General features: G+C 63.7%; 23 protein-coding genes. 17 read left to right on the forward strand and 6 right to left on the reverse strand.

Features of this window, described 5'->3' with window-relative positions:
• Window positions 1–74 precede the first annotated feature (74 nt).
• Window positions 75–470, forward strand: coding sequence for a RidA family protein (locus tag P3C50_RS06020; protein WP_275545254.1), 396 nt, complete (start codon window positions 75–77; stop codon window positions 468–470).
• A gap of 49 nt (window positions 471–519) precedes the next feature.
• On the opposite strand, the gene nfsB is transcribed toward P3C50_RS06020, so the two are convergent.
• Window positions 520–1,170, reverse strand: a complete 651-nt coding sequence (gene nfsB, locus P3C50_RS06025) for an oxygen-insensitive NAD(P)H nitroreductase (RefSeq protein ID WP_275545255.1) — start codon at window positions 1,168–1,170, stop codon at window positions 520–522.
• Between the two features lie 268 nt (window positions 1,171–1,438).
• On the opposite strand from nfsB, the gene P3C50_RS06030 reads away from it, so the two are divergent.
• The 10 genes from P3C50_RS06030 to P3C50_RS06075 all read left to right on the forward strand — a co-directional run bounded on the left by P3C50_RS06030 (window position 1,439) and on the right by P3C50_RS06075 (window position 11,164).
• Complete coding sequence (locus P3C50_RS06030) at window positions 1,439–2,353, forward strand: ABC transporter substrate-binding protein (RefSeq protein WP_275545256.1); 915 nt, start codon at window positions 1,439–1,441, stop codon at window positions 2,351–2,353.
• The gene (locus P3C50_RS06035; protein ID WP_275545257.1) at window positions 2,353–3,351 is read left to right on the forward strand and encodes a FecCD family ABC transporter permease; all 999 of its coding nucleotides are present in this window, start codon (window positions 2,353–2,355) and stop codon (window positions 3,349–3,351) included. The genes P3C50_RS06030 and P3C50_RS06035 overlap by 1 nt, the downstream gene beginning before the upstream one ends.
• Window position 3,352: 1 nt before the next feature.
• Window positions 3,353–4,417: a FecCD family ABC transporter permease gene (locus P3C50_RS06040; protein WP_275545258.1), complete on the forward strand. Its 1,065-nt coding sequence runs from the start codon at window positions 3,353–3,355 to the stop codon at window positions 4,415–4,417.
• Window positions 4,414–5,235 carry an ABC transporter ATP-binding protein gene (locus P3C50_RS06045; protein WP_275545259.1) on the forward strand — a complete coding sequence of 274 codons (822 nt, stop codon included), beginning with the start codon at window positions 4,414–4,416 and terminating at the stop codon, window positions 5,233–5,235. Before P3C50_RS06040 ends, P3C50_RS06045 begins: the two co-directional genes overlap by 4 nt.
• Window positions 5,236–5,456: 221 nt before the next feature.
• Complete coding sequence (locus P3C50_RS06050; RefSeq protein WP_275545260.1) at window positions 5,457–5,990, forward strand: spore coat U domain-containing protein; 534 nt, start codon at window positions 5,457–5,459, stop codon at window positions 5,988–5,990.
• Between the two features lie 57 nt (window positions 5,991–6,047).
• On the forward strand, window positions 6,048–6,548 hold the full coding sequence (locus P3C50_RS06055; protein ID WP_275545261.1) for a spore coat U domain-containing protein: 501 nt from the start codon (window positions 6,048–6,050) through the stop codon (window positions 6,546–6,548).
• Complete coding sequence (locus P3C50_RS06060; RefSeq protein ID WP_275545262.1) at window positions 6,548–7,120, forward strand: spore coat U domain-containing protein; 573 nt, start codon at window positions 6,548–6,550, stop codon at window positions 7,118–7,120. Before P3C50_RS06055 ends, P3C50_RS06060 begins: the two co-directional genes overlap by 1 nt.
• Before the next feature lie 3 nt (window positions 7,121–7,123).
• Window positions 7,124–7,882 carry a molecular chaperone gene (locus P3C50_RS06065; protein ID WP_275545263.1) on the forward strand — a complete coding sequence of 253 codons (759 nt, stop codon included), beginning with the start codon at window positions 7,124–7,126 and terminating at the stop codon, window positions 7,880–7,882.
• A gap of 28 nt (window positions 7,883–7,910) precedes the next feature.
• Entirely contained in the window at window positions 7,911–10,205 is a 2,295-nt protein-coding gene (locus tag P3C50_RS06070) for a fimbria/pilus outer membrane usher protein (protein ID WP_275545264.1), read from the forward strand.
• Window positions 10,202–11,164 (forward strand): spore coat U domain-containing protein, encoded by a 963-nt coding sequence (locus P3C50_RS06075; RefSeq protein WP_275545265.1) that lies wholly within the window; start codon window positions 10,202–10,204, stop codon window positions 11,162–11,164. The genes P3C50_RS06070 and P3C50_RS06075 overlap by 4 nt, the downstream gene beginning before the upstream one ends.
• A 4-nt stretch (window positions 11,165–11,168) precedes the next feature.
• Here the strand turns inward: P3C50_RS06075 and P3C50_RS06080 are convergent, their stop codons facing one another.
• Together P3C50_RS06080 and pdxY are read right to left on the reverse strand one after the other, a co-directional pair.
• Window positions 11,169–11,474 carry a hypothetical protein gene (locus P3C50_RS06080; protein WP_275545266.1) on the reverse strand — a complete coding sequence of 102 codons (306 nt, stop codon included), beginning with the start codon at window positions 11,472–11,474 and terminating at the stop codon, window positions 11,169–11,171.
• Window positions 11,475–11,619: 145 nt separating this feature from the next.
• Window positions 11,620–12,492, reverse strand: coding sequence for a pyridoxal kinase PdxY (gene pdxY / locus P3C50_RS06085; protein ID WP_275545267.1), 873 nt, complete (start codon window positions 12,490–12,492; stop codon window positions 11,620–11,622).
• Window positions 12,493–12,740: 248 nt separating this feature from the next.
• On the opposite strand from pdxY, the gene P3C50_RS06090 reads away from it, so the two are divergent.
• Complete coding sequence (locus P3C50_RS06090; RefSeq protein ID WP_275545268.1) at window positions 12,741–13,271, forward strand: ATP-dependent zinc protease; 531 nt, start codon at window positions 12,741–12,743, stop codon at window positions 13,269–13,271.
• Window positions 13,272–13,359: 88 nt separating this feature from the next.
• On the opposite strand, the gene P3C50_RS06095 is transcribed toward P3C50_RS06090, so the two are convergent.
• On the reverse strand, window positions 13,360–14,457 hold the full coding sequence (locus P3C50_RS06095) for a GGDEF domain-containing protein (RefSeq protein ID WP_275545269.1): 1,098 nt from the start codon (window positions 14,455–14,457) through the stop codon (window positions 13,360–13,362).
• Between the two features lie 422 nt (window positions 14,458–14,879).
• Between P3C50_RS06095 and P3C50_RS06100 the strand changes: the two genes are divergently transcribed.
• Window positions 14,880–15,302, forward strand: a complete 423-nt coding sequence (locus P3C50_RS06100; RefSeq protein WP_275545270.1) for a hypothetical protein — start codon at window positions 14,880–14,882, stop codon at window positions 15,300–15,302.
• Window positions 15,303–15,439: 137 nt separating this feature from the next.
• Here the strand turns inward: P3C50_RS06100 and P3C50_RS06105 are convergent, their stop codons facing one another.
• On the reverse strand, window positions 15,440–16,222 hold the full coding sequence (locus P3C50_RS06105; protein WP_275545271.1) for a MetQ/NlpA family ABC transporter substrate-binding protein: 783 nt from the start codon (window positions 16,220–16,222) through the stop codon (window positions 15,440–15,442).
• A 223-nt stretch (window positions 16,223–16,445) separates the two neighbouring features.
• On the opposite strand from P3C50_RS06105, the gene P3C50_RS06110 reads away from it, so the two are divergent.
• The 4 genes from P3C50_RS06110 to tcyN all read left to right on the forward strand — a co-directional run bounded on the left by P3C50_RS06110 (window position 16,446) and on the right by tcyN (window position 19,737).
• The gene (locus P3C50_RS06110) at window positions 16,446–17,441 is read left to right on the forward strand and encodes a D-cysteine desulfhydrase (protein ID WP_275545272.1); all 996 of its coding nucleotides are present in this window, start codon (window positions 16,446–16,448) and stop codon (window positions 17,439–17,441) included.
• A gap of 78 nt (window positions 17,442–17,519) precedes the next feature.
• On the forward strand, window positions 17,520–18,317 hold the full coding sequence (gene tcyJ / locus P3C50_RS06115) for a cystine ABC transporter substrate-binding protein (RefSeq protein WP_197859106.1): 798 nt from the start codon (window positions 17,520–17,522) through the stop codon (window positions 18,315–18,317).
• Window positions 18,314–18,982 carry a cystine ABC transporter permease gene (gene tcyL / locus P3C50_RS06120; RefSeq protein WP_275545273.1) on the forward strand — a complete coding sequence of 223 codons (669 nt, stop codon included), beginning with the start codon at window positions 18,314–18,316 and terminating at the stop codon, window positions 18,980–18,982. Before tcyJ ends, tcyL begins: the two co-directional genes overlap by 4 nt.
• Entirely contained in the window at window positions 18,982–19,737 is a 756-nt protein-coding gene (gene tcyN / locus P3C50_RS06125; protein ID WP_275545274.1) for an L-cystine ABC transporter ATP-binding protein TcyN, read from the forward strand. The genes tcyL and tcyN overlap by 1 nt, the downstream gene beginning before the upstream one ends.
• A 208-nt stretch (window positions 19,738–19,945) precedes the next feature.
• Here tcyN and P3C50_RS06130 read toward each other — a convergent pair whose 3' ends face one another.
• On the reverse strand, window positions 19,946–21,625 hold the full coding sequence (locus tag P3C50_RS06130; protein ID WP_275545349.1) for a 2-isopropylmalate synthase: 1,680 nt from the start codon (window positions 21,623–21,625) through the stop codon (window positions 19,946–19,948).
• Window positions 21,626–21,880 lie beyond the last annotated feature (255 nt).

Genomic DNA, 21,880 nt, shown 5'->3' on the forward strand with positions numbered 1-21,880 from the left:
TATCCAGTGCGGCGACGTTCTTAGAGTGAAGCCATCGACAACAGCGGGCCACATCGGCCCCGACGGAGGCAACAATGACCAGCAAACGTGATGTGGTTTTCCCGGCTGAGCGCCACGCCCTGTACGAGCGCCATCGCTACTCGCCGGCGATTCGCTCCAACGGCTTTCTGTTCGTGTCCGGCCAGGTCGGCAGCCGCAAGGACGGCTCGCCCGAGCCGGACTTGAAAGAGCAGGTGCGTCTGGCCTTCACCAACCTCAACGCAATCCTCGCCGAGGCCGGCAGCAGCTTCGACGATGTGGTCGACACCACCATCTTCATGGTCGACCCGCACGCGAAGTTCGAAACCATCTGGGAGGTGGCAGCCGACTACTGGGGCGAAGCGCCCTACCCGACCGTGACCGCCATTGGCGTGACCTGGCTGTCCGGTTTCGATTTCGAGATCAAGGTGATCGCCAAGCTGCGCGATTGAGCAGTGGCGGTGTCCCTCTGCCGACCGCGGAGGGACATCGCCAGGCGGCTCAGAGGTGAGTGAAGACGCGCTCGGCCGGCAGACGCGACTTCGGCAGCGCGGCGTTGAAATCGCTGTCGCTGCGATGCCCCAGAGCCACCGCCACCATGCTGCTCAGACCCTGGGCGGTCAACCCCAGCTCTTGGTCCAGGGCCTCGCGGTCGATGCCTTCCATCGGCGTGGCATCGATACCCTTGGCAGCCGCGCCGAGCAACAGGGTACCGAGCGCCAGATAGGCCTGCTTCTCCGCCCAGTGCGGAATATCGCCCAGGCCACGGTGCAGCTCGACGTAGCTGCTACGGGTGTTGTGCTGGGTGGTGCGCGCCGCATCATCACGGAAGCGGCCATCATCGGCCTCTTGCTGCAGAACATCGGCCAGGTAGGCATCATCGAGGTCGCGGCGGGCGCAGATCAGGATCACATGCGAGGCATTGAGAATCTTCGGCTGGTTGTAGGCGAAGCCGCCCTGCGCGCCCTTAGCCAGGCGCGCCTTGCCTTCGGCGGTGCTCGCCACGAGGAAATGCCATGGCTGCGAGTTGACCGACGACGGCGACAGGCGCAGCAACTCCAGCAACTCGTCGATAATGGCCTGATCCACCTGGCGGCTGGCATCGTAGGCCTTGGTGGTGTAACGCTGACGCGCGAAGAAAACGGGGCTCATGGACGACCTCCTAAGGAATGGATGGAGCGAAATGGGCGCTAGTTTGAACCATGCGGGCGAGTGAAAAAAGCGGCCATCGGCAGCAGGCGTTTCAATGAAAAAATGAAAATCCCATGACGCCGACCCTGAATGATTGCCTGCTGCATGAGCCTGTAAACACTTCGTAAATGAAATGGATTTTCATTAACTTTAATAGTAGAAAGATAGCTTGCTTTCGATCCTGCCTAGACCAGCGCACGTCGCTGCTCGTCCCGACCCGGAGCCCAGCATGTCTATCCGCTCTCATCTGCAACGCGCTGCGGTGGCGATTGCCGCCTCGCTGTTCGCCACCCTTCCCTTGCACGCCAGCGAACGCACGCTGGACAGCGCCTACGGCCCGCTGAAACTCAGCGGTACGCCGCAGCGCGTGGTCGCTCTCGGCGACAGCGCGCTGGATGCGGCGCTGTCGCTTGGCGTGCAACCGGTCGGCACTCTGGCCAGCCGTGGCGGCGATGACGTGCCGGACTATCTCAAGGCCAAGGCCGGCAAGATCACCCTGGTCGGCAGCGTGCGCGAGCCCAACCTGGAAGCCATCCTGCGCCTGCAGCCGGATCTGGTCCTGGCCTCGAGCGAACTGTCACGCGAGCTCTACGCCAAGCTGAGCCTGATGGCGCCAACCGTGGTGCCCAAGGGCAACAGCTTCCAGGACTGGCGCGAAACCTACACCACCTACGCCAAGGCGCTGGGCAAGGCTGCAGACGGCCAGCAGCGCATCGCCGAAATCGACGCGCGCAGCGCACAGCTGCGCCAGCGCCTGCCACAGGGGCAAGCGGTCAGCGTGGTGCGCTGGAACCCGCAGGGGCCGGTGATCATGTCCAGTCACCTGTTCGTCGGCCAGTTGCTCGATGACCTCGGCCTGCGCGCCAACGAACTGGCCGCTGCCCAGGCGCAGAAACCGCACAGCGACGTGCTCAGCCTGGAGAACCTGGCGCGCATCAACGCCGACTGGATCTTCCTCGCCACGCTCAACCCGGACGGCCGCAAGGCGCTGGAGGACGCGCGCAAGCAGCCGGCCTTCACCCGCCTGAAAGCCGTCGCCGATGATCACGTGGTGGCCGTCGACGGCCAGATCTGGAGCAGCAGCTCCGGCTACCTGGCCGCCCAGCAGGTTCTAGATGACGTGGAGAAGGCTCTTCTCGACTGATGCCCGCACGCCTTTCCGTTCCCCAGGCACTGGGCTACGCCGCACTGTGCCTGTCGCTGCTGTGCCTCGCCAGTCTGCTCCTGGGCGCGGGTGACATCGGCCTTCTGCCCAGCCTGCAGGCCTTGCTCGGCGGTAGCGACGACGATGCCCGCTTCATCGTCTTCGAGCTGCGCTGGGTGCGCACCGAACTGGCCGTACTGGTCGGTCTCGCCCTGGGTGCGGCCGGCGTGCTGCTGCAGGCGGTAACGCGCAACCCGCTGGCCGAACCCGGGCTGCTCGGGGTCAGTGCCGGCGCCTCGTTCGCGGTGGTGCTGGCGATCAACCTGGGCGCCTCGGCCGCCAGCCTGCATCTGGGCGTGGCAATGCTCGGCGCACTGATCGGCTGCGTATTGGTGCTGCTGGTCACGCGTATGCGCGGCGTCGGCGACGACCCGGTGCGACTGGTGCTGGCCGGCGCCGCCTTCTCCGGCATGCTCGGCGCGCTGAGCAGCCTGTTGCTGCTGTGGGATCAGCGCACCGCCGATGAGATGCGCTTCTGGGTCATCGGCGCCCTGGCCGGCCGCCCAATGGATACCCTCGACTGGAGCCTGCCAGGGCTGATCGGCGGGTTGTTCATGGCCCTGCTGGTGGTTCGCCCGCTGGCCGCACTGGCACTGGGCGAGCGCGTCGCCAGCGGCCTCGGTCATCACCCGCAGCTGACCCGCCTGGGCACTTTGCTAGCCGTGGCGATCCTGGTCGGTACCGCCACCGCGGCCGCCGGCCCCATCGCCTTCATCGGCCTGATCGTGCCCTACATCGCCCGCCGCCTGGTGGGCTCGGACATCCGCCGCACCCTCGGCCTGAGCATGCTGCTCGGCCCGTGCGTGCTGTTGTTGGCTGACGTCATCTCGCGCCTGCTGGTGCGCCCCTACGAACTGCCGGTGGGCGTGGTGACCGCCTTCGTCGGCGCGCCGATCCTGATCGCCGTGGTGCGCAACCACCGCCTGCCGACCTTGTGACATGAACCTACCTGCCCCACGCCCCTTGCTCGCCCCGGCCGGCCATCATCTGCTGCGTCTTGGCGCCTATAGCCTGCTGCTGCACCGACGCAGCGCGGTCGTAGCGCTGATCCTCAGCCTGCTGCTGATCGTTGTCGGCGGCTTGATACTGGCCGCCGGCGATGACGCCCTCACGCCATGGAAAGCGCTGCAGGCCGCCTTTGGCCAGGGCGAGGCGCTGCAGGTATTTTTAATTCAGGAGCTGCGCCTGCCCCGCCTGGCCGCCGGCCTGCTTAGTGGAGCCGCCCTGGGCGCCGCCGGCTGCCTGCTGCAGACCCTGGCGCGCAACCGCCTGGCCACGCCGGGAGTGATCGGTATCGACGACGGCGCCACTGCCTTCGCCGTCGCCTCAATCGTTGCCGTACCGACCAGCCTGGCGCCGTCTGTCCTGGCGCTGAGTGGCGCCGCCACAGCGGCTGTCCTGACCTTCGCCCTGGCCGCCGGCGGCGGCGCGCGCGGTTATCGCTTCATCGTCGTCGGCATCGCCGTTGGCGCACTGTTCGGTGCGCTGACCAATCTGATGCTGGCGCGCAGCGACATGGACGCCGCCAACGCCGCCTACCCCTGGACGGTCGGCAGCCTCAATGCGCGCCCGGCCGATTCGGTGCTACTGCTCGGCATCGGCCTGGCAGCAGGTATGCCGCTGGCCAAACTACTGGCCGGCGCCCTCAGCCTGATGCGTTTTTCCGACAGTGTCGCCATTGGTCTTGGTGTACGCCTGCAACGCATGCGCCTGCTGACTTTGGCCCTGTGCGTGTGGCTCACGGCGCTTGCCGTAGCCGTCGTCGGCCCGGTCGGCCTGATCGCCCTGGCCGCACCGGAAATGGCCAGGCACCTGTGCAATCGCCACGGCGTACCGGTATTCAACGCGGCATTATCCGGCGCCCTGATGATGATCCTTGCCGACTGGCTCGGCCGCACCCTGTTGGCGCCCGTCGAGGTTCCGGTCGGCATCATCGCCGCCGTGGTCGGCGGCCCTTATCTGCTGTGGATTCTGCTACGCCAGGCCCCACGGAGCTCGACATGACCCTGCTTTCCTCACTGCTCGGCGACACCCGCCAGCCAGACGTTCGCCTCGAAGCCCGCGATCTCAGCATGGGCTATGCCCAGACGACGATCATCGATGACCTGAGCCTGATCATTCCCAGCGGCCAGGTCACCGCCATCGTCGGCCCCAACGGCTGCGGCAAGTCCACCCTGCTCGCCGGCCTTGCGCGCCTGCACAAACCCAGCACCGGTCAGGTGCTGCTCGACGGCAAGGCCATCGGCAGCCTGCCGTCGCGCGAGGTGGCGCGCAGACTTGCCCTGCTGCCCCAGGATGCCAGCGCACCGGATGGGCTGACCGTCAGCGAACTGATCCGCTTCGGCCGCCAGCCTCACCAAGGCCTGCTACGTCAGTGGAGCGAGGAGGATCAGAACATCGTCGAGGCGGCGCTGATCGCCGCGGACCTGGTGGAGCTGGCCGATCGCCCACTGGAATCGATGTCTGGCGGCCAGCGCCAGCGCGCCTGGATCGCCATGGCCATCGCCCAGGCAACGCCCCTGTTGCTGCTCGACGAACCCACCTCGGCGCTCGATCTCGGTCATCAGATCGAGGTATTCGAGCTGATCCGCCAACTGGCTGCCGCCGGCAAGACCGTGGTCATGGTGGTACACGACCTTTCCAGTGCCTGCCGTTACGCCGATCACCTGATCGCCATGCATAAGGGGCAGATCGTTGCCAGTGGCCGTCCCGAGGCTATCGTCACATCGGAGCTGGTCGAGCGACTGTACGGCGTACGTTGTACGCTGCTGCGCGACCCGCTAAGCGGCACGCCAGTGATCGCAGGTATCAGCAAACCTTGAGCCGCCAAAGGGCCGCGCCGCCGGTTGCGCATCTCTGAAAAAATGTAGGAAATTAGCCAATCCATTTTGCGGCCCTTTCTTACATGCAGATTTTTCATCATTCTTTTCAGCAAGTTGCGCAATCTATTAACACAACCAAAACTAGCGTCAAAAATCAGCTTTCTGAAGAAGACGGAGCGCTGGACTATCGTCCAAACAACTCCACTTGATGGGACTCGCCGATGAAGTTTGTCTCGAGAACCGCCGCCCTGGCGCTGACAGTCTTCTCTGCGCCGGCTTTCTCTGCCGGTGAATTGCAGGGACAGCTCAACGTACAGATCACAGTCGGCACCGGCTGCACGGTGACCAATGGCAGTGAAGATGGCTCCGTCAACACCTTTGGATCCTTGTCGTTCGGCGACTACAACGACCTCACCAACCTGATCGACGGCCGTTCGTTCGGCAGCGGTGGTGGCAGCTCGTTTGGTCTGCAATGCAGTCAGGGCACTGCCTATAGCATCGCCCTGAATGCCGGGCAAAACGCCAATGGCGGGCAGCGACGCATGATCAACTCCGGTGCCTACGTGGATTACAACCTCTATCAGGACAGCGGTCGCTCCCAGTCCTGGGGAGACGGAGGTGCCACAGGTTCGGTGCTTACCGGCACCGGCACCGGCAACAACGAAGAGGTCATCGTCTACGGTCGTGTACCCGCGCAGGCCACTCCCGCGCCAGGTACCTATACCGACACCGTGCAGGTGACCATCGCCTGGTAAATCTCATTTCGCTCCCGCATTGGCAAGGATCTTCACGAACATCAGGGAAGACTCGTTATGCAGCGCCTGCTCGCCCTTCTTCTAGCGCTGGCTTCGCCCCTTTTGCAGGCGGCCGACAAGACTGCCACCATCGCACTGAACGTCGAGGTACTGCCCGCTTGCCAGGCAGGCACAACCAGCGCTTCAGGGCTCAGCTTCGGTACGCTGGATTTTGGCACCCACCTCAGACTCGACAACCTGATCACCCGTGTAGGCCAGCCTGGAGCCGGCGCCCTGCGTGTCAACTGCCAGCAGAATATCCCCTACCGCGTGCTGATCAATGGCGGGCACAGCGGCTCCACCAACAACCGGCAGATGGCCGGTCCGGGCTCCGCGGTGCTTACCTACAACCTTTACACGGGCGCGGACTACACCACCGTCTGGGACGACAGCACCGGCGTCAGCGCTGTAGGCAACGGCCAGGATCAGTGGCTGCCGGTTTATGCACGCGTTCCGGCGCAGGGCACTCCGCCACCCGGCAGTTACAGTGACACCCTGACTATCACGGTGAGTTGGTGATGCCGTGCCGGGCCCGATCAATTGGAATCTCCGCCCTGCTCTGCCTGACTACCTGGGTCATACACGCTCTACCCGCCCGAGGCGACACGGGCGTCAACGACCAGTTCGTCAGCCAGAGCTTCCAGCTACGAGCCGAAATCGTACCCGGCTGCCTGCTCGGTGCCGGTGGCAGCGACGCGACGTCGTTCGGCAGCATCTCGTTCGGCTCGATCAGCACCCTGCCCGCAAACCTGGATACCGCCAGCACTCCAGGCAACGGCTCCATCGTGCTGCAGTGCTCTCCCGGCACAGCTGTCACTCTATCGCTCAATGCCGGCCTCAACGCCAGCAGCGTGGGGAGCGGGCGATACCTGGCACGAGGAGCCGAACGTCTGCGTTACCAGCTTTATCAGGACGCTGCGCGCAGCGTTATCTGGGGCGACGGCAACAACGGCGGGGCGCGTCTGAGCATCAACTTTCCCGTCGGCGGTGCCACCCAGACCTTCACGGTCTACGCGCGCCTGTTCAGCGTCAGCCCGCTGCCGTCAGCCGGCTTCTACACCGACACCATCACCGTGACAGTGAGTTATTGAATCATGAGGACATCGACCCTCGTCGCCAGTTGCCTGACACTCCCTCTCTCCTTGGCGAGCCTGGCCTTGCAGGCGGCCAGTTCCATCCTGATCTGGCCAATCAACCCGCTGATCGAAGCGGATCAACAAAAATCAGCCGCGCTGTGGCTGGAAAACCGTGGTCAGGAGCCGGTGGACCTTCAGGTGCGTGTGCTGGCCTGGGAACAGGAGGAGTTCGAAGATCGCCTGAAACCGCAGAAGCAGGTGGTCGGCAGCCCGCCTATGGCTACATTGCAGCCGGGCAAGCGGCAACTGGTGAGGCTGGTCAATCTGGAGCCTCCGAGCGCTGGAACGTTACGTACCTATCGAGTGCTGGTCGACGAAATGCTGCCGCCGCAAACGCGCCCGTCTCAGGTGGGCGTGCAGTTCCAGATGCGCTACTCGGTGCCGCTTTTCGTGGTGGGCCCTGGGGCCTACCTGGATGACGGCGTGCGAGAAACGCCCGGCCAGGGCCAGCCGCTGGCGCCCGATTTACGTTACCGAATGGTCGCAGGCAGCGACGGCGCGTTCCTCTACCTGCGCAATATCGGCCCCGCCCCGGCTCGGCTGTCCCAGGTCGAGTTGCTGCACGACAGCGGCCGACAACCACTGGCCGAAGGCTTGCTCGGCTACGTGCTGCCTGACGCACAGATGCGCTGGCCCTTGCCAGCAGGTGTGCGGAGTGGCCGCGTGCAGGCGCGGATCAACGAAAGCCGGCAAGCTCAGACGCTGGACACTGAATAAGTCGCTGGCGTCGTGGCTACTGGCCGCCGTGCTTTCGGGTCAGCTGGCTCATGGCAATGATCAGGAGCAGTTCGCCCAGGCCCAACTGCTCTACCTGGAGTTGATCGTCAATGAACTGTCCAGTGGCAAGGTGGTGGAGGTGAGAGAGTATCAGGGTCGCCTCTTCGTCCAGCGCGACGACCTGCTCGCCGCTGGCGTGCGCCTGCCTGAGCAGACCAACCCCTGGGTCGCCCTGGACCGCATCGACGCCCTAGAAAGCGAATACCAGCAGGACAATCAGCGCCTGCTGCTCACCCTGCCCAGCGATTGGTTACCCCATCAGCGTTTCGGCCCCACCAGCCTGAACGACGCCATGGAGGCGCAAAGTGCCTTCGGCGCGCTGTTCAGTTATGACCTCTACTACAACCACACCGAGAACGCCGGCCATTACGCCAACACCTGGCTCGAACAGCGCGTGTTCGACGGCTTCGGCGTGATCTCCAACACGGGCGTCTATCGACACAGCTTTTCCGGTCCGGGCTATCGCGACGGCTACACCCGCTACGACACCACCTGGCGGTTCAACGACCAGCAACGCATGCTCAGTTTCAGCGGTGGCGATCTGATCAGCGGGGCGCTGACCTGGAACAGCGCGGTGCGCATGGGCGGGCTGCAGGTATCTCGCGACTTCTCACTGCGCCCGGACCTGATCACCTACCCCCTGCCGCGCTTCGACGGCGATGCCGCGGTTCCCAGCACCGTCGACCTGTTCATCGATGACGCACGCGTCGGCCAGCAGGACCTGCGCCCCGGCCCCTTCACCCTGAACACAGTGCCCTATATCAGTGGCGCCGGCACGGCGACGCTGGTGACCACCGATGTGCTGGGACGCCAGGTCTCGACCACGGTACCGTTCTACGTGACCGATACCTTGCTGCGCCAGGGGCTCTCTGACTTCTCCCTGTCGCTGGGTAAATTGCGCCAGAACTACGGCGAGGAGGACTTCGCCTACGGCAGCCTGGTGGGCAGCGGCAGTCTGCGCTATGGGCTGACCGACAGCCTGACGCTTGAAAGCCACGCCGAAGGTGGCGCAGGCCTGAAGCAGGCCGGGGTCGGCGCAACCCTGGGGCTCGGCCTGATGGGGACGATCACCGGATCGCTGAGCCAGAGCAGCGGCATCGGCAATGGCCAGCAATACAGCCTGGGCTACAGCTACTATGCACGCCGCTTTGGCGTCACTGCGCAACGCATCCAGCGTACCTCGGACTACGCCGACCTGAGCGTCGCCCATGCATTGGACAACGACCTGGCCGGCGGCCCGCTGAGCAAAATCCTCGACCAGCTGACCTTCAGCTTCAGCCCTGAGGGGTTCGGCTCGTTCGGCGTGGGTTACTTCGCCAGCGAGGAACACAGCGGGCGGCGTACGCGCCTGCTCAACCTGTCCTGGTCGCGCAGCCTGTGGGGCAATGCCAGCTTTTATCTGTCGTTTAATCGCCAGCTGGACGACGCCTCGCACGCTGTCCAGGCGCAACTGGTCATCCCGTTCGACCTCCGCTCGACCTTCACCACGGGCGTCGAACGCGACAACGACGGCAACCAGCGCGTGCGCGCCAACTATAGCCGCAACGCCCCTAGCGACGGAGGCCTGGGTTGGAACCTGGGCTATGCAGACGGCGACAGCGAGTACCGTCAGGCCGATCTGACGTGGCGCACCCAGCATGCTCAGGTGCAGGCCGGCGCCTACCAGAACGATGGAATCACCACCCAATGGGGCGGCGTCAGTGGCTCGTTGGTGGCCATGCAGGGGCAAATGTTCGCCAGCAACCGCATCGATGACGCCTTCGTCCTGGTCAGCACCGAGGGGTACTCGGGTGTGCCGGTACGCTACGAGCATCAACTGCTCGGTCGCACCGATTCAGCTGGTTACCTGCTGGTGCCCTGGGTGCCGTCCTACTATCCAGGCCAGTACGAAGTCGACCTGCTGGACCTCCCGAGCAATCTGCAGCTTGCCGAGACACAGCAGCGCATCGCCGTGCACCAGGGCAGCGGCGCTCTGCTCGTCTTCCCCATGGTGATGAGCCTGTCGGCCAGCATTCAATTGGTCGACGGACTCGGGCAGCCTTTGCCACGCGGCACCCAGGTACTGCATCGAGCCAGTGGCCAACGTACCTATATCGGTTGGGATGGCCAGTTGTACTTCGAAGGCCTGTCGGGGGAAAACCAGCTCGAGGCGAGCCTGGCCGACGGTAGCCGGTGTAGCAGTCGATTTTCGCTGGACGACACCGCTGAGGAGATGGCGGTGGTCGGCCCTCTTGCGTGCCTGCAACAGGAAGGCCAGCCATGATCCGCTGGTCGGTCCTTGCCCTGCTGTTGTGCAGCGCCCTGGCCAGCACCACCGCGCATGCCTGCAACACCTATGGAGCCTCGGTCAACCTGGGCACCAGCAACTCCCTGAGCCTGCGCACCAGCCCACAGTCAGCCGCAGCCGGAGCAGGCTTGTCCTGCCCTGGGATACTTCAGGTGTTGACGGCTGCCTACGTCCGAGTGACGCTGCAGACTACAGGCCCTCTAGTACTGCAAGATGGCCAGGGCAACCAGATTCCGTTCCAGATCTACCGGGATGCTGGCTACAACCAGGCTTTGGTGGCTGGACAGGCCCAGCAGCTCGACGCCATCAACCTGCTGGCATTGGGCGGCAGCGCCAGTGCAATCGGCCTGTACTTTCGCACCAACCCGGGGCCTAACGTGCCAGCGGGTACCTATACAGCGACCATAGCACTGCGCTGGGACTGGGCCATCTGCACGGTCGGGCTGATCAACCTCTGCTCATGGAGCCGCAGTCCAGGCCTCACCCAACCCTGTCTGGCAGTCTGCGGCCCGCCCAATAACTGGGGCACGGGCTCTGCGACTACTGTGACCATCACACTGGTGGTCAGCAAGGCCTGCCGCATCGACACCTTGCCTAACGTGGACTTCGGCGCCCAGGCGCTGATCAGCCAGTTCAGCACCCAGCAGCGCACCTTCGCCGTCACCTGCACCGCCACCGAGGGCTACACGCTGACCTTCGACAATGGCCAGAACTATCAGGCGCCTTGGCGACGATTGCGCAGCGGCAGCAATTACATCCGCTATAACCTCTACCACAACGCCAGCAGCCTGATCTGGAACCCCGCCTCGCCACTTACGGCCAGCGGCACGGGCAACTCGCAGACTTTCACCTACCAGGCGATTCTCGACCCTGGACAGCCCAATGCCCCGGTGGGGGTGTACACGGACAACGTTCTGCTGATCATCAACTATTGAAGCGTCACCAGTAGACCACCAGCGTCGAGCCGTCCTTCTCGATGGACTTCACGGGCAGCGAGGCCGTCTGACCGTCCTGGCTCAACGCCAGGGCACGTCCCTGGTCATCGCGCACCTGATAGGCCGAGTGCTCGCAGCTATGGCCGCTCAGATATACGCTCGCCGCATCGCTTCGAGCGACGATCTCGCAGCGTTTGAGAATGGTCAGGCTGATATGCAGCTGCCCGCTGATCTGTTCAGCGAGTGAGGGATTGGCAGCCGCGCACAGCACGCCCGCCAGGCAGTAGGCAAGAATTCGAGTAAACGGCATAACAAGGGGTCTACGGTGAAGATGGCCTGCTGAGGTTGAAGGTCAATATCCATCCGTAGACGCGGTCACCGGTTCGACTGGGACCGCAGGTGTCAAGAATACGGTGATATCACATTGAAATCACCTCTGTTCCGACGAACGCGATTCACCCCAGAGTTTGCGCGACGAAACGCCTGGCCGGCGCCACGATCTGCTCCTGCGCGGTCACCAGCGGCAGGTCGCGGGCGCCATCTTCGGTATGCCCGACCAGGGCGTAAAGCGTGGCCGTCGCCAATTCCAGCGCTTGCGGTAGCGCCTGGCCAGCCAGCAGCCGACCGAGCAGCGTAGCCGAGAACACATCGCCCATGCCGTTGGGCAAGGGGTGCAGCGCCAGGCGCGGCGTGGTCACCAGCCAGGCGCCCTCTCCGTTTACCGCCAGCGTACCCAGTTCGCTGTCAGCGATGTCCGGCGTCGCCAGGCTGGTCACGATCACCACGTCCGGCCCGCGACCCCGCAACTGCCTGGCGATCTTCACCGCCTCCTGCAGATTGGCCGGTTTCGAGCCGGTGAGCAGTTCGAACTCGAACTGGTTGGGCGTAATGATGTTGGCGAAGGGAATCGCCTGGTCACGCAGGAAATCGGGAATCGCCGGATTGACGAACACGCCGCGCCCGACGTCGCCCATCACCGGGTCGCACAGGTAACGCACTGCCGGGTTGTGCTGGCGAATCTCGCCCACCGCCTCGAGAATCACCCGCCCTGTATCGGCATCGCCCAGGTAACCGGAAAGCACGGCCGACAGCCGCGGCAGCACGCCACGCTCACGCAGCCCGAGCAACACTTCGCGCACGTGCTCGGCGCCGAACACCTGGCCGCGGAACTGGCCATAGCCGGTGTGGTTGGAGAATTGCACGGTGTGAATCGGCAGCACCTCGAAGCCGAGGCGCTGCAAGGGAAATACCGCGGCGGCGTTGCCGACGTGGCCCCAGGCGACATGCGACTGAATGGACAGGACGAGGGGCGGAAGCGTGGCGCTCATTGCGGTCTCTGGCTGCTGGACGGGTAAGGCATGGATTATTCGCCAAGCCGTACGAACCTGTCACGCCCGCGCCAGACGACTCGCCGGGCACGTCTGAGCGATTTGCGCGGCCAGCCTCGCAGGTATCAGCCGAACGAAGCCGCAATCAGCTTGCCTGAATGATGATGAACCGTTGCCGCCATTCTTGCGCTTCAACGACTCGATGGCGCACTGCGAAACACTCCTGCCCATTTGCCAGAGGACCTCCCATGACCCTTTCGGTCGTTCGACGTATCGCCGCCATCATCCTCGTACTTCTGGCCGCTCCCTTCGCTGCAACGGCTGCCGACAAGCCCAGGATTCTGGGTTGGGTGGAAGAAGGCCTACTGCTGCCCGAACGGGTATCAGTGAAGATGAAGCTGGATACCGGCGCCCTCACCTCGTCCATGGACGCCAGGGAACTCGAACGTTTCGAGCGCGATGGCGAAAAGTGGGTGCGTTTCAAGGTCCAGCTCAAGGACAGCGACACCGGCAAGTCGGTGAATATTCCCTTCGAACGTCAGGTCGAGCGCAATATCAAGGTGCGCGGGGCCGGCGGCGCCGAGCGACGCCCCGTGGTGTCGATGCAGATGTGCATTGGCGATCAGGTCTACGACGAGCAGTTCTCGCTCAACGACCGCGACAAGATGATCTACCCCGTGCTGATCGGGCGCCGCACCCTGGAGCATCTGGGCGCGGTGGATGCGTCGCAGACCTTTACCCTAGAACCACGGTGCGCCAAGCGGCCGGCAAAAAACTGAACGCGCGGCCTGCCGGCACGCCAGGCGCACCGGAGCCCGGGGCTGAGACGTAAAAGCCCGGCCTGGCCGACCGTCACGCCTCGGCCGTCTACGCCCGCTCGACCCGATTGCGCCCCGCCGTTTTGCCCCGGTACAGCGCCGCATCAGCGCGCTGCAAGGCCTCGTCGAACGCTTGCGCAGCGTTGAAACGATCCGATACGCCGATGGTTGCCGTGCAGCGGATCACGTGCCCCTGGCCGACACCGGGCACCTCGCTCTGCTCGATCGCGGCGCGCATGCGCTCCGCCAGCTGCATGACGCCAGCCTCGTCCGTCTCCAGCGCGATGACCACGAACTCCTCTCCGCCCAGGCGACAGATCAGATCGCCCTGGCGGGCGGTGCAGGTGAGCACGCCGGCGATATGACACAGAACCAGGTCGCCGACCTTGTGGCCGTGGCTGTCGTTGATCTGCTTGAAGTGATCGATATCGATGATCAGCAGGTACGCCGGGCCGGTCATGCGCAGGCGAAATTGTGCGTCCAGGGCGTCCAGCAGCCCACGCCGGTTGAGCAAGCGGGTCAGCGGGTCGTGAGCCGCCAGGCGGCGCAGTTCATCGGTCAGCCGGCGCAGCACCAGCCAGACCGCACAGGGTGGCAACACGGTCGCCAGGAACGACATGTAGATATAGAAGACCTTCTGGAAGCCGCTGTTCATGTCCAGCGCCGCCATTCCGCCGTTGACGATCATCGCGAACTTAACGGCATTGAGCACGCTGACCCCACCGATCAGCACCGCGAACACCACCATCTCGACACGCAGGTCCCTGGCAAAGCTTCGTCTTCCGTAGAGAACGGCTGCCGTCATGGCCAGAAAGAGCAACGCGCAGAGGCCGGCCAGCAGCGCATGGCGTGCTGCGGAACCGAGCAGCCACTGCACCAGAACCTGTACCAGGCTATAGACGACCAGCAGCATGAGCAGCGGGCGCAACACCGGGGTCGGGCGATCAAAAAAGCGCATCGCACCCAGAACGTAAGCGACAGGAGCGCCAAGCGTCAGCGTATGGTTGACCAGGCTCATCGGCCCCCAGTCCGGTGGGCCGTCGAGCAACTGCAGGATATAGGCGAGCCCGAGCAGAAGGTTGCCCAGCGCAAAGACTTCCATGCCCATTGTCTTGCCGTTCAGCCGCCTGCTGATCAGCAGGAACATCACGGAAAAGCACAGCAGGTGCACGCAAAGCATGCCGAGGATGACGGTAGTGACCATGGACTCGCGCAAAGTGAGAGGTAGCAACAGGCCGATGGATCGGCGCCCATATCGCGCCCTCACTTCCCTCAGCATTCCAGAATGTATTCTGGCTTGGCTATTCAAGCCTGTGAATCGTGGCGCATAGCGTCAGCCAAGGCAATCTGCCTTCCAGTCGTTCACGGAGTACCCGACGTTGGGTCAGGTTTGTCCTGCCCGCCAGTCGGCATCGTCAGCCCACAGTGCAGTTTGTCGGGCCAGGGCCACATGACGACAAATTCGGCCCATCATCGCTGCTTGCCCGGTTCGCTGCTGTTCTGCTTTCGGTTTCGGCTGCGCGAGTGTCAGGGCTTCACTCACAGCTCAATCGAGTACAAGGAGGTTCCATGTCGAGCAAGGCTCTTCAGATTTTGCCACTGCTTACCGGCCTGATTCTCGCCGGTTGCGTCGGTAGCCCCATGGAGCGGGCCATCCCCAACATCCCCGGTCTGATGGCGAAGAACTCCTGGCCCGGCAAGCCAGCCTCGGAGGCCATCGCCCAGTATGGTGACCCGCACGTCATCAAGGACCTCGGCGACGGCCGCCAGCAATACCTGTGGTTCGATAACTGGAATCGGAGCTGGGAAGAACTTTCGGCCAGTTACGTCACCCCCGGCCCAGGCGGCTGGTACCGCTACAACGAATATTCGACGCGCACCCGCCATTACAGCTGCTCGGTGATGATGGACATCGACCAGAACAAGATCGTCCAGCGCTTCGACTATCACGACAATATTCGCGGTGCCTGCAGCAACTATTTCAGCCTGTGAGCGCGGCCTGGCGCTCATAAAAGAACGCCGAGCCGGTCAGGCCGGCTCGGCGTCAACGCAAACCCGTTGGCGCAGGTTCATTACGACGTTCCACGGTGGGCAGCAGCGACACAAAAAGAGCCACCAGGTGGATCGATTCAGAAGGCTGGCAACACCGCACCTTCGTAACGTTTCTCGATGAATGCCTTCACCTGCGGACCGGTCAGGGCAGCAGACAGCTTCTTGATCGCCTCGCTGTCCTGATTATCCGGGCGGGCCACCAGGTAATTGACGTAAGGCGAGTCACTGCCTTCGATCGCCAGCGCATCGCGCTTGGGATTGAGCTTGGCTTCCAGCGCGTAGTTGGTGTTGATCAGGGCCAGATCGACCTGATTCAGCACGCGCGGCACGGTGGCTGCCTCCAGCTCGCGGAACTTGAAGTTGCGCGGGTTATCGACGATGTCACGCGGCAGCGATTGCGCGCTGTTGGGGTCCTTGAGGCTCAGCAAACCGGCTTTCTGCAACAGCAGCAGGGCACGGCCAGTGGTGCTGACATCGTTGGGAATGGCGATGGTGGCACCATTCGGCAGTTCATCGAGCGACTTGTACTTGGTCGAGTACGCGCCGAAGGGTTCGACGTGTACGCCCTGCACGATCACCAGCTCGGTACCGCGCTGGGCGTTGAAGCTGTCCAGGTAGGGTTTGGTCTGGAAGTAGTTGGCATCCAGGTTCTTCTGGCTGACCTGCAGGTTGGGTTGTACGTAGTCGGTAAAGACCTTGATCTCCAGATCCACGCCCTGCTTGGCCAGCTCGGGCTTGATCAGTTCGAGGATTTCAGCGTGCGGTACCGGCGTGGCGGCTACGCTCAGTTTCTCGCCGGCGTGGGCCAGGGATGCAGTCAGGGCAGCGGTCAGGGCAGTCAACAACAGGGTCTTTTTCATGATGTCCTTGTTCTCGGTTCATGGCGCCGGCTGGATCGACAGGCCGGCGCGCTTGGCAGATGCCCAACGGATATGGCGGGCTGAGCGCGACAGTATGAAGAAATATTTATTCCACAAAATACTTATTAGTTATTTTCTTATATCCGAAATCAAAATCTGTTTTCGCTTGTGAGCCATCCTCTCTGCGACCTAGAGTAGATGGCCTTCTCTCTCAGGAGGCTCCATGCTTACCGCCGCCCTCGCCCGTTTCCCTCGCCTGCCGCTGATTCCCCAAGCCACCGCTCTGCAACATCTGCCGCGATTGTCCCAGCATCTGGGCAGGGAGGTCTGGATCAAGCGCGACGACCTCACGCCGCTGGCGCTGGGTGGCAACAAGGCGCGCAAGCTGGAATACCTCGCCGCCGATGCGCAGGCCAAGGGCGCCGACGTACTGGTCACCGCCGGCGCTATCCAGTCCAACCATGTGCGCCAGACTGCGGCCGTAGCCGCGCAACTGGGCCTCGGCTGCCTGGCCCTGCTGGAAAATCCCATCGACAGCCACAGCGCCGACTATCTGCAGAACGGCAACCGCCTGCTGCTGGATCTGTTCGGCGCCGAAGTGGAAAACGTCGCCAACCTGGATGATGCCGACCAGTTACTGGAGGCCGCCTGCCAACGGCTGCGCGCTGCCGGACGACGACCGTACCCAGTGCCCATAGGAGGTTCCAATGCCCTGGGCGCGCTCGGCTATGTGCGCGGTGGGCTTGAGCTGGCCGAACAGATCGCCGCCAGCGGCCAGGATTTCGCCGCCGTGGTGCTGGCCTCCGGCAGCGCCGGCACCCACGCCGGGCTGGCCCTGGCGCTGGAGGCGGCACGCCCGGGCACGCGCGTGATCGGCGTCACCGTTTCGCGCAGCGAGGCGGCACAAAAGCCCAAGGTCGAAGGTCTACTGCAGCGCACGGCTGAACTGCTGGGTGTGGACGTGCCACACGGATTGAACCTGGAGCTGTGGGACGCCTATTTCGCGCCACGCTACGGCGAAGCCAATGCTGGTGCTCTGCAGGCCATCCGCCTGCTGGCCAGCCTGGAAGCGATACTGCTCGACCCGGTCTACACTGGCAAAGCGTTCGCCGGATTGCTCGACGGGCTCGAACGAGGCGCCTTCCCCGGCAATGGTCCGTTGCTGTTCCTGCATACGGGTGGCTCACCTGCCCTGTTCGCCTACAAGAAAAAAGAATAAATGAGTAACTTTTAATTATTTAACGGCATAAAAATTTCCGCCTAGAGTGGCGCAATCTTCTTCCTGCACGAGGTCACCATGAACGTCTCAACCCTGCGTCGCCATTTCCTTTTCGGCAGCCTGGCCCTGGTGCTCGGTGCCAGCCTCAGCGCGCCGAGCTTCGCCGCGGACCTGCTCGATGACATAAAGGCCCGTGGCGCCATCAAGGTCGGCCTGGAGGGCACTTACCCGCCCTTCAACTACCAGGACGCCAACGGCAAGCTGACCGGCTTCGAGGTGGAACTGGCCGAAGCGCTGGCCAAGGAAATGGGGGTCAAGGCCGAGTTCCAGCCGACCAAGTGGGACGGCATCCTCGCCGCGCTGGAATCCAAGCGCCTGGACGTGGTGATCAACCAGGTGACCATCTCCGACGAGCGCAAGCAGAAATACGATTTCTCCACCCCTTACACCGTCTCCGGCATCCAGGCGCTGACCCGCAAGGCCGATGGCGACAGCATCAAGAGCGCGCAGGATCTGGCCGGCAAGAAAGTCGGCGTGGGCCTGGGCACCAACTACGAGCAGTGGTTGAAGGAAAACGTGCCGCAGGCCGACATCCGCACCTACGACGACGATCCGACCAAGTTCCAGGACCTCAATGTCGGCCGCATCGACGTAATCCTGGTGGATCGCCTGGCCGCCTTCGAGATGGTCGAGAAAACCGGTGGTCGCCTGGCCGTGGCCGGCGATGCCTTCTCTCGCCTGGAAGCCGGTATCGCCCTGCGCAAGGGCAACCCCGAACTGCTCGCCGCCATCGACGAGGCCCTGGCCAAGCTGAGCGCCGACGGCACCCTCAAGCAACTGTCCGAGAAATGGTTCAAGGCTGACGTCACCCGATGATCGAATCCGCCCTGCAGCTGGCTCTGGAGTCCGCGCCCTTTCTGCTCAAGGGCGCCTATTTCACGGTCATACTCAGCCTGGGCGGCATGTTCTTCGGCCTGCTGCTGGGCTTCGCCCTCGCTATCGGACGCCTGTACGGACCAGCGCCGCTGCGCTGGCTTACACGGTTGTACGTGTCCTTCTTCCGCGGCACACCACTGCTGGTGCAGCTGTTTCTGATCTACTACGGCCTGCCGCAACTGGGTATCCAGCTCGACCCGCTACCGGCCGCGCTGATCGGCTTCTCGCTGAACATGGCCGCCTACACCTCGGAGATTCTCCGCGCCGCGATCGCTTCCATCGACCGTGGCCAGTGGGAAGCCGCTGCCAGCATTGGCATGAGCAAGGCGCAGACGCTGTACCGGGCCATCCTGCCGCAGGCGGCGCGCACCGCCTTGCCGCCGTTGGGCAACAGTTTCATTTCGCTGGTCAAGGACACCGCTCTGGCCGCCACTATCCAGGTGCCGGAGCTGTTCCGTCAGGCGCAGTTGATCACCGCGCGCACCTTCGAGATCTTCACCATGTACCTGGCAGCCGCGCTGATCTACTGGGCGCTGGCCAGCATCCTTGCGCACTTCCAGGCGCGCCTGGAGGCCAGGGTCAACCGGCACGAGCAGGACGACTGATGATATCCGTGCGCAATTTGCGAAAAGCCTTCGGCACCAACGAGGTACTCAAGGGCATCGACCTGGACGTCGCCGCCGGCGAAGTCGTCGCTATCATCGGTCCCAGTGGCTCGGGCAAGACCACCCTGCTGCGCTGCCTCAACCTGCTGGAAGAGCCCAGCAGCGGGCAGATCACAGTGGGCGATATCCATATCGATGCGGATAAGCCGCTCAAGGGTCAGCAGAAACTGATCCGCCAACTGCGCCAGCAGGCCGGCTTCGTGTTTCAGAACTTCAACCTCTTCCCCCATCGCACGGCGCTGGAAAATGTCATCGAAGGCCCGGTGCAGGTGAAGAAGGAGCCGCGTGACGAGGCACTCGCTCATGCCGGCGCGCTGTTCGCCAAGGTGGGCCTCAGCGGCAAAGAGGACGCCTACCCCAAGCGTCTCTCCGGCGGCCAGCAGCAGCGCGTGGCCATCGCCCGCGCCCTGGCCATGCGCCCTCAAGTGATGCTCTTCGACGAACCCACCTCGGCTCTCGACCCTGAGCTGGTAGGCGAAGTGCTGACCACCATCCGTGATCTGGCCGAGGAAAAGCGCACCATGGTCATCGTTACCCACGAAATGGCCTTCGCCCGTGATGTGGCGGATCGGGCGATCTTCATCGACCAGGGGCACATCATCGAACAGGGTCCGGCCAAGGTCCTGCTCACCGCGCCGCAGCACGAACGCACGCGACAGTTTCTCAGCAAGTTTTTGCTCGGCCAGGCGCTGTAGCCAATCGCGAGCATGCAGGAGGCTTCAGCGCCGAGCGCCTGTCGCGGTTACCACTGCGGGGATGCAGGAGGTAGAGCGAAGCAGGATGCCCGAGCCGAAAACCCCTTCCCGGATAGCGCTTACGACCGCTAGGCGCATTGGGTGAGGCAGATGCAGAGCAGGTCGCTCTATGCCAGCTGCCCAGGCCATGGAGACGACAGGCGCGATCTCACTCGAACAACTGCACCAGACCGTCATCGAAACGCGACACCGCGACCAGCAAAGCCTGGATCGAGGCGACGACGATGTTCGCGTGGCTGCCAGCACCGAAGCGCGAGCCGGCCACACCCGGCCAGGCCACCTCGACCAGTGCCAGAGCATTGGCGGAGGCACCGCCGCCCAAGCTGCGCTCCTCGTAGCTGTCGACGCGGATGGGCAGACCGAGCGCAGAGACGGCGGCGTCGATAGAACCGTTACCGATGCCCTGCAACTGCCGTCGGCGGCCGTTGGGCAGCTCGATCTCCAGCATCACACCCTGGCCGGCATCGTCCTCGAACAGCTGGTGACCGAGATAGACCAGTTCGCCACCGGGGCGCGCGGGCGCCAGGTAGTGGCGCTGGAACATTGCCCAGAGCTCGGTGCTGGTCAGTTCGGTTTCGCTGCTGTCAGCCACTTTCTGCACGATGGCGCTGAACTCGACCTGCATCCGCCGCGGCATCGACACGCCGTGGTCGCGCTGCAGCAGGTAGGCGATGCCGCCTTTGCCCGACTGGCTGTTGACCCGCACGATACTGTCGTAGGTGCGACCCAGGTCTTGCGGGTCGATTGGCAGGTAAGGCACCTCCCAGAACCCCTCCGGGTCCTGCGCCGCGAACCCTTTGGCGATGGCATCTTGATGCGAGCCGGAAAAGGCGGTGAACACCAGATCGCCGACGTAGGGATGGCGCGGGTGGATCGGCAGCCCGGTGCACATCTCGGCTACCCGAGCCACGCCAGCAATATCGGAAAAATCCAGGCGCGGATCGACGCCCTGGGTATAGAGATTCAGTGCGAGGGTGACCAAGTCGAGGTTGCCGCTGCGCTCACCATTGCCGAACAGGCAGCCCTCCACCCGCTGGGCGCCGGCCAGCAGCGCCTGCTCGGCACAGGCCACACCGGTGCCGCGGTCGTTGTGCGGATGAACCGAGAGCACCACATGCTCACGGCGCTCCAGGCGCTCGTGCATCCATTCGATCTGGTCGGCAAAGACATTGGGCGTCGCCACTTCCACCGTGGTCGGCAGGTTGATGATGATCGGCCGGCCGGGGCCGGCGTCCCAGGTGCGAATGGCGGCGTTGCACATGCGCAGCGACACCTCCAGCTCGGCCATGCAGAAGGTCTCCGGGGAGTACTGCAGCACCCACTCCGTCTGCGGGTGCGCCGCCACTTTTTCCTTGAGCAATTGCACGTGGCGCACCACCAGCTGCTCCACTTCGTCCACCGACAGGCCGAACACCACCCGCCGCCACACCGGTGCGATGGCGTTGTACAGGTGCACGATCACCCGCCGTGCGCCGGCCACGGCTCGTAAGGTCTCCTCGATCAGGTCCTCTCGCAGCTGGGTCATGACCATCGGCGTGACGTCACCGGGAATACCACCCTCATCGATGAGTTGGCGGATGATCTCGAAGTCGGTGCGCGAGGCGGCCGGGAAACCGACCTCGATTTCCTTGAAACCGAGGCGCACCAACTCGCCGAACAGGCGCAACTTGCGCTCTCGGTTCATTGGCTCGAACAGCGCCTGGTTACCATCACGCAGGTCGGTGGACAGCCACACCGGGGCCTGGGTGATCTGACGCGAAGGCCAGCGGCGATTGGGCAGGTCGATGGAAGGGAAAGCACGGTACTTGGTTTGCGGATTGCGCAGCATGGGGCGAACCTCGAACGGGAGAGCGGACAATGCCGATCTCCCCTGCCCGCTCTGGCGGGCTGTTCAAGGCCGGGATCTGGGGGAGATCGCAAGTCGGCGCCACACATGCGGCGACAGACCCCGGCCGAAGCTCAGGACGAGTAGCGGTAGCAAGGGCAGCAGAAGGTTCATGGCGCAGTTCCGGTCAGACAGGTGCCCAGCATGGGCAGCCAGAAAACTGGCCACGCACGACAAATGGTCCGTCGTTGTCGCCAA

Origin of the sequence: Pseudomonas sp. Marseille-Q0931, from assembly GCF_940789645.1 — a bacterium.
In the GTDB taxonomy this organism is placed as follows: domain Bacteria; phylum Pseudomonadota; class Gammaproteobacteria; order Pseudomonadales; family Pseudomonadaceae; genus Aquipseudomonas.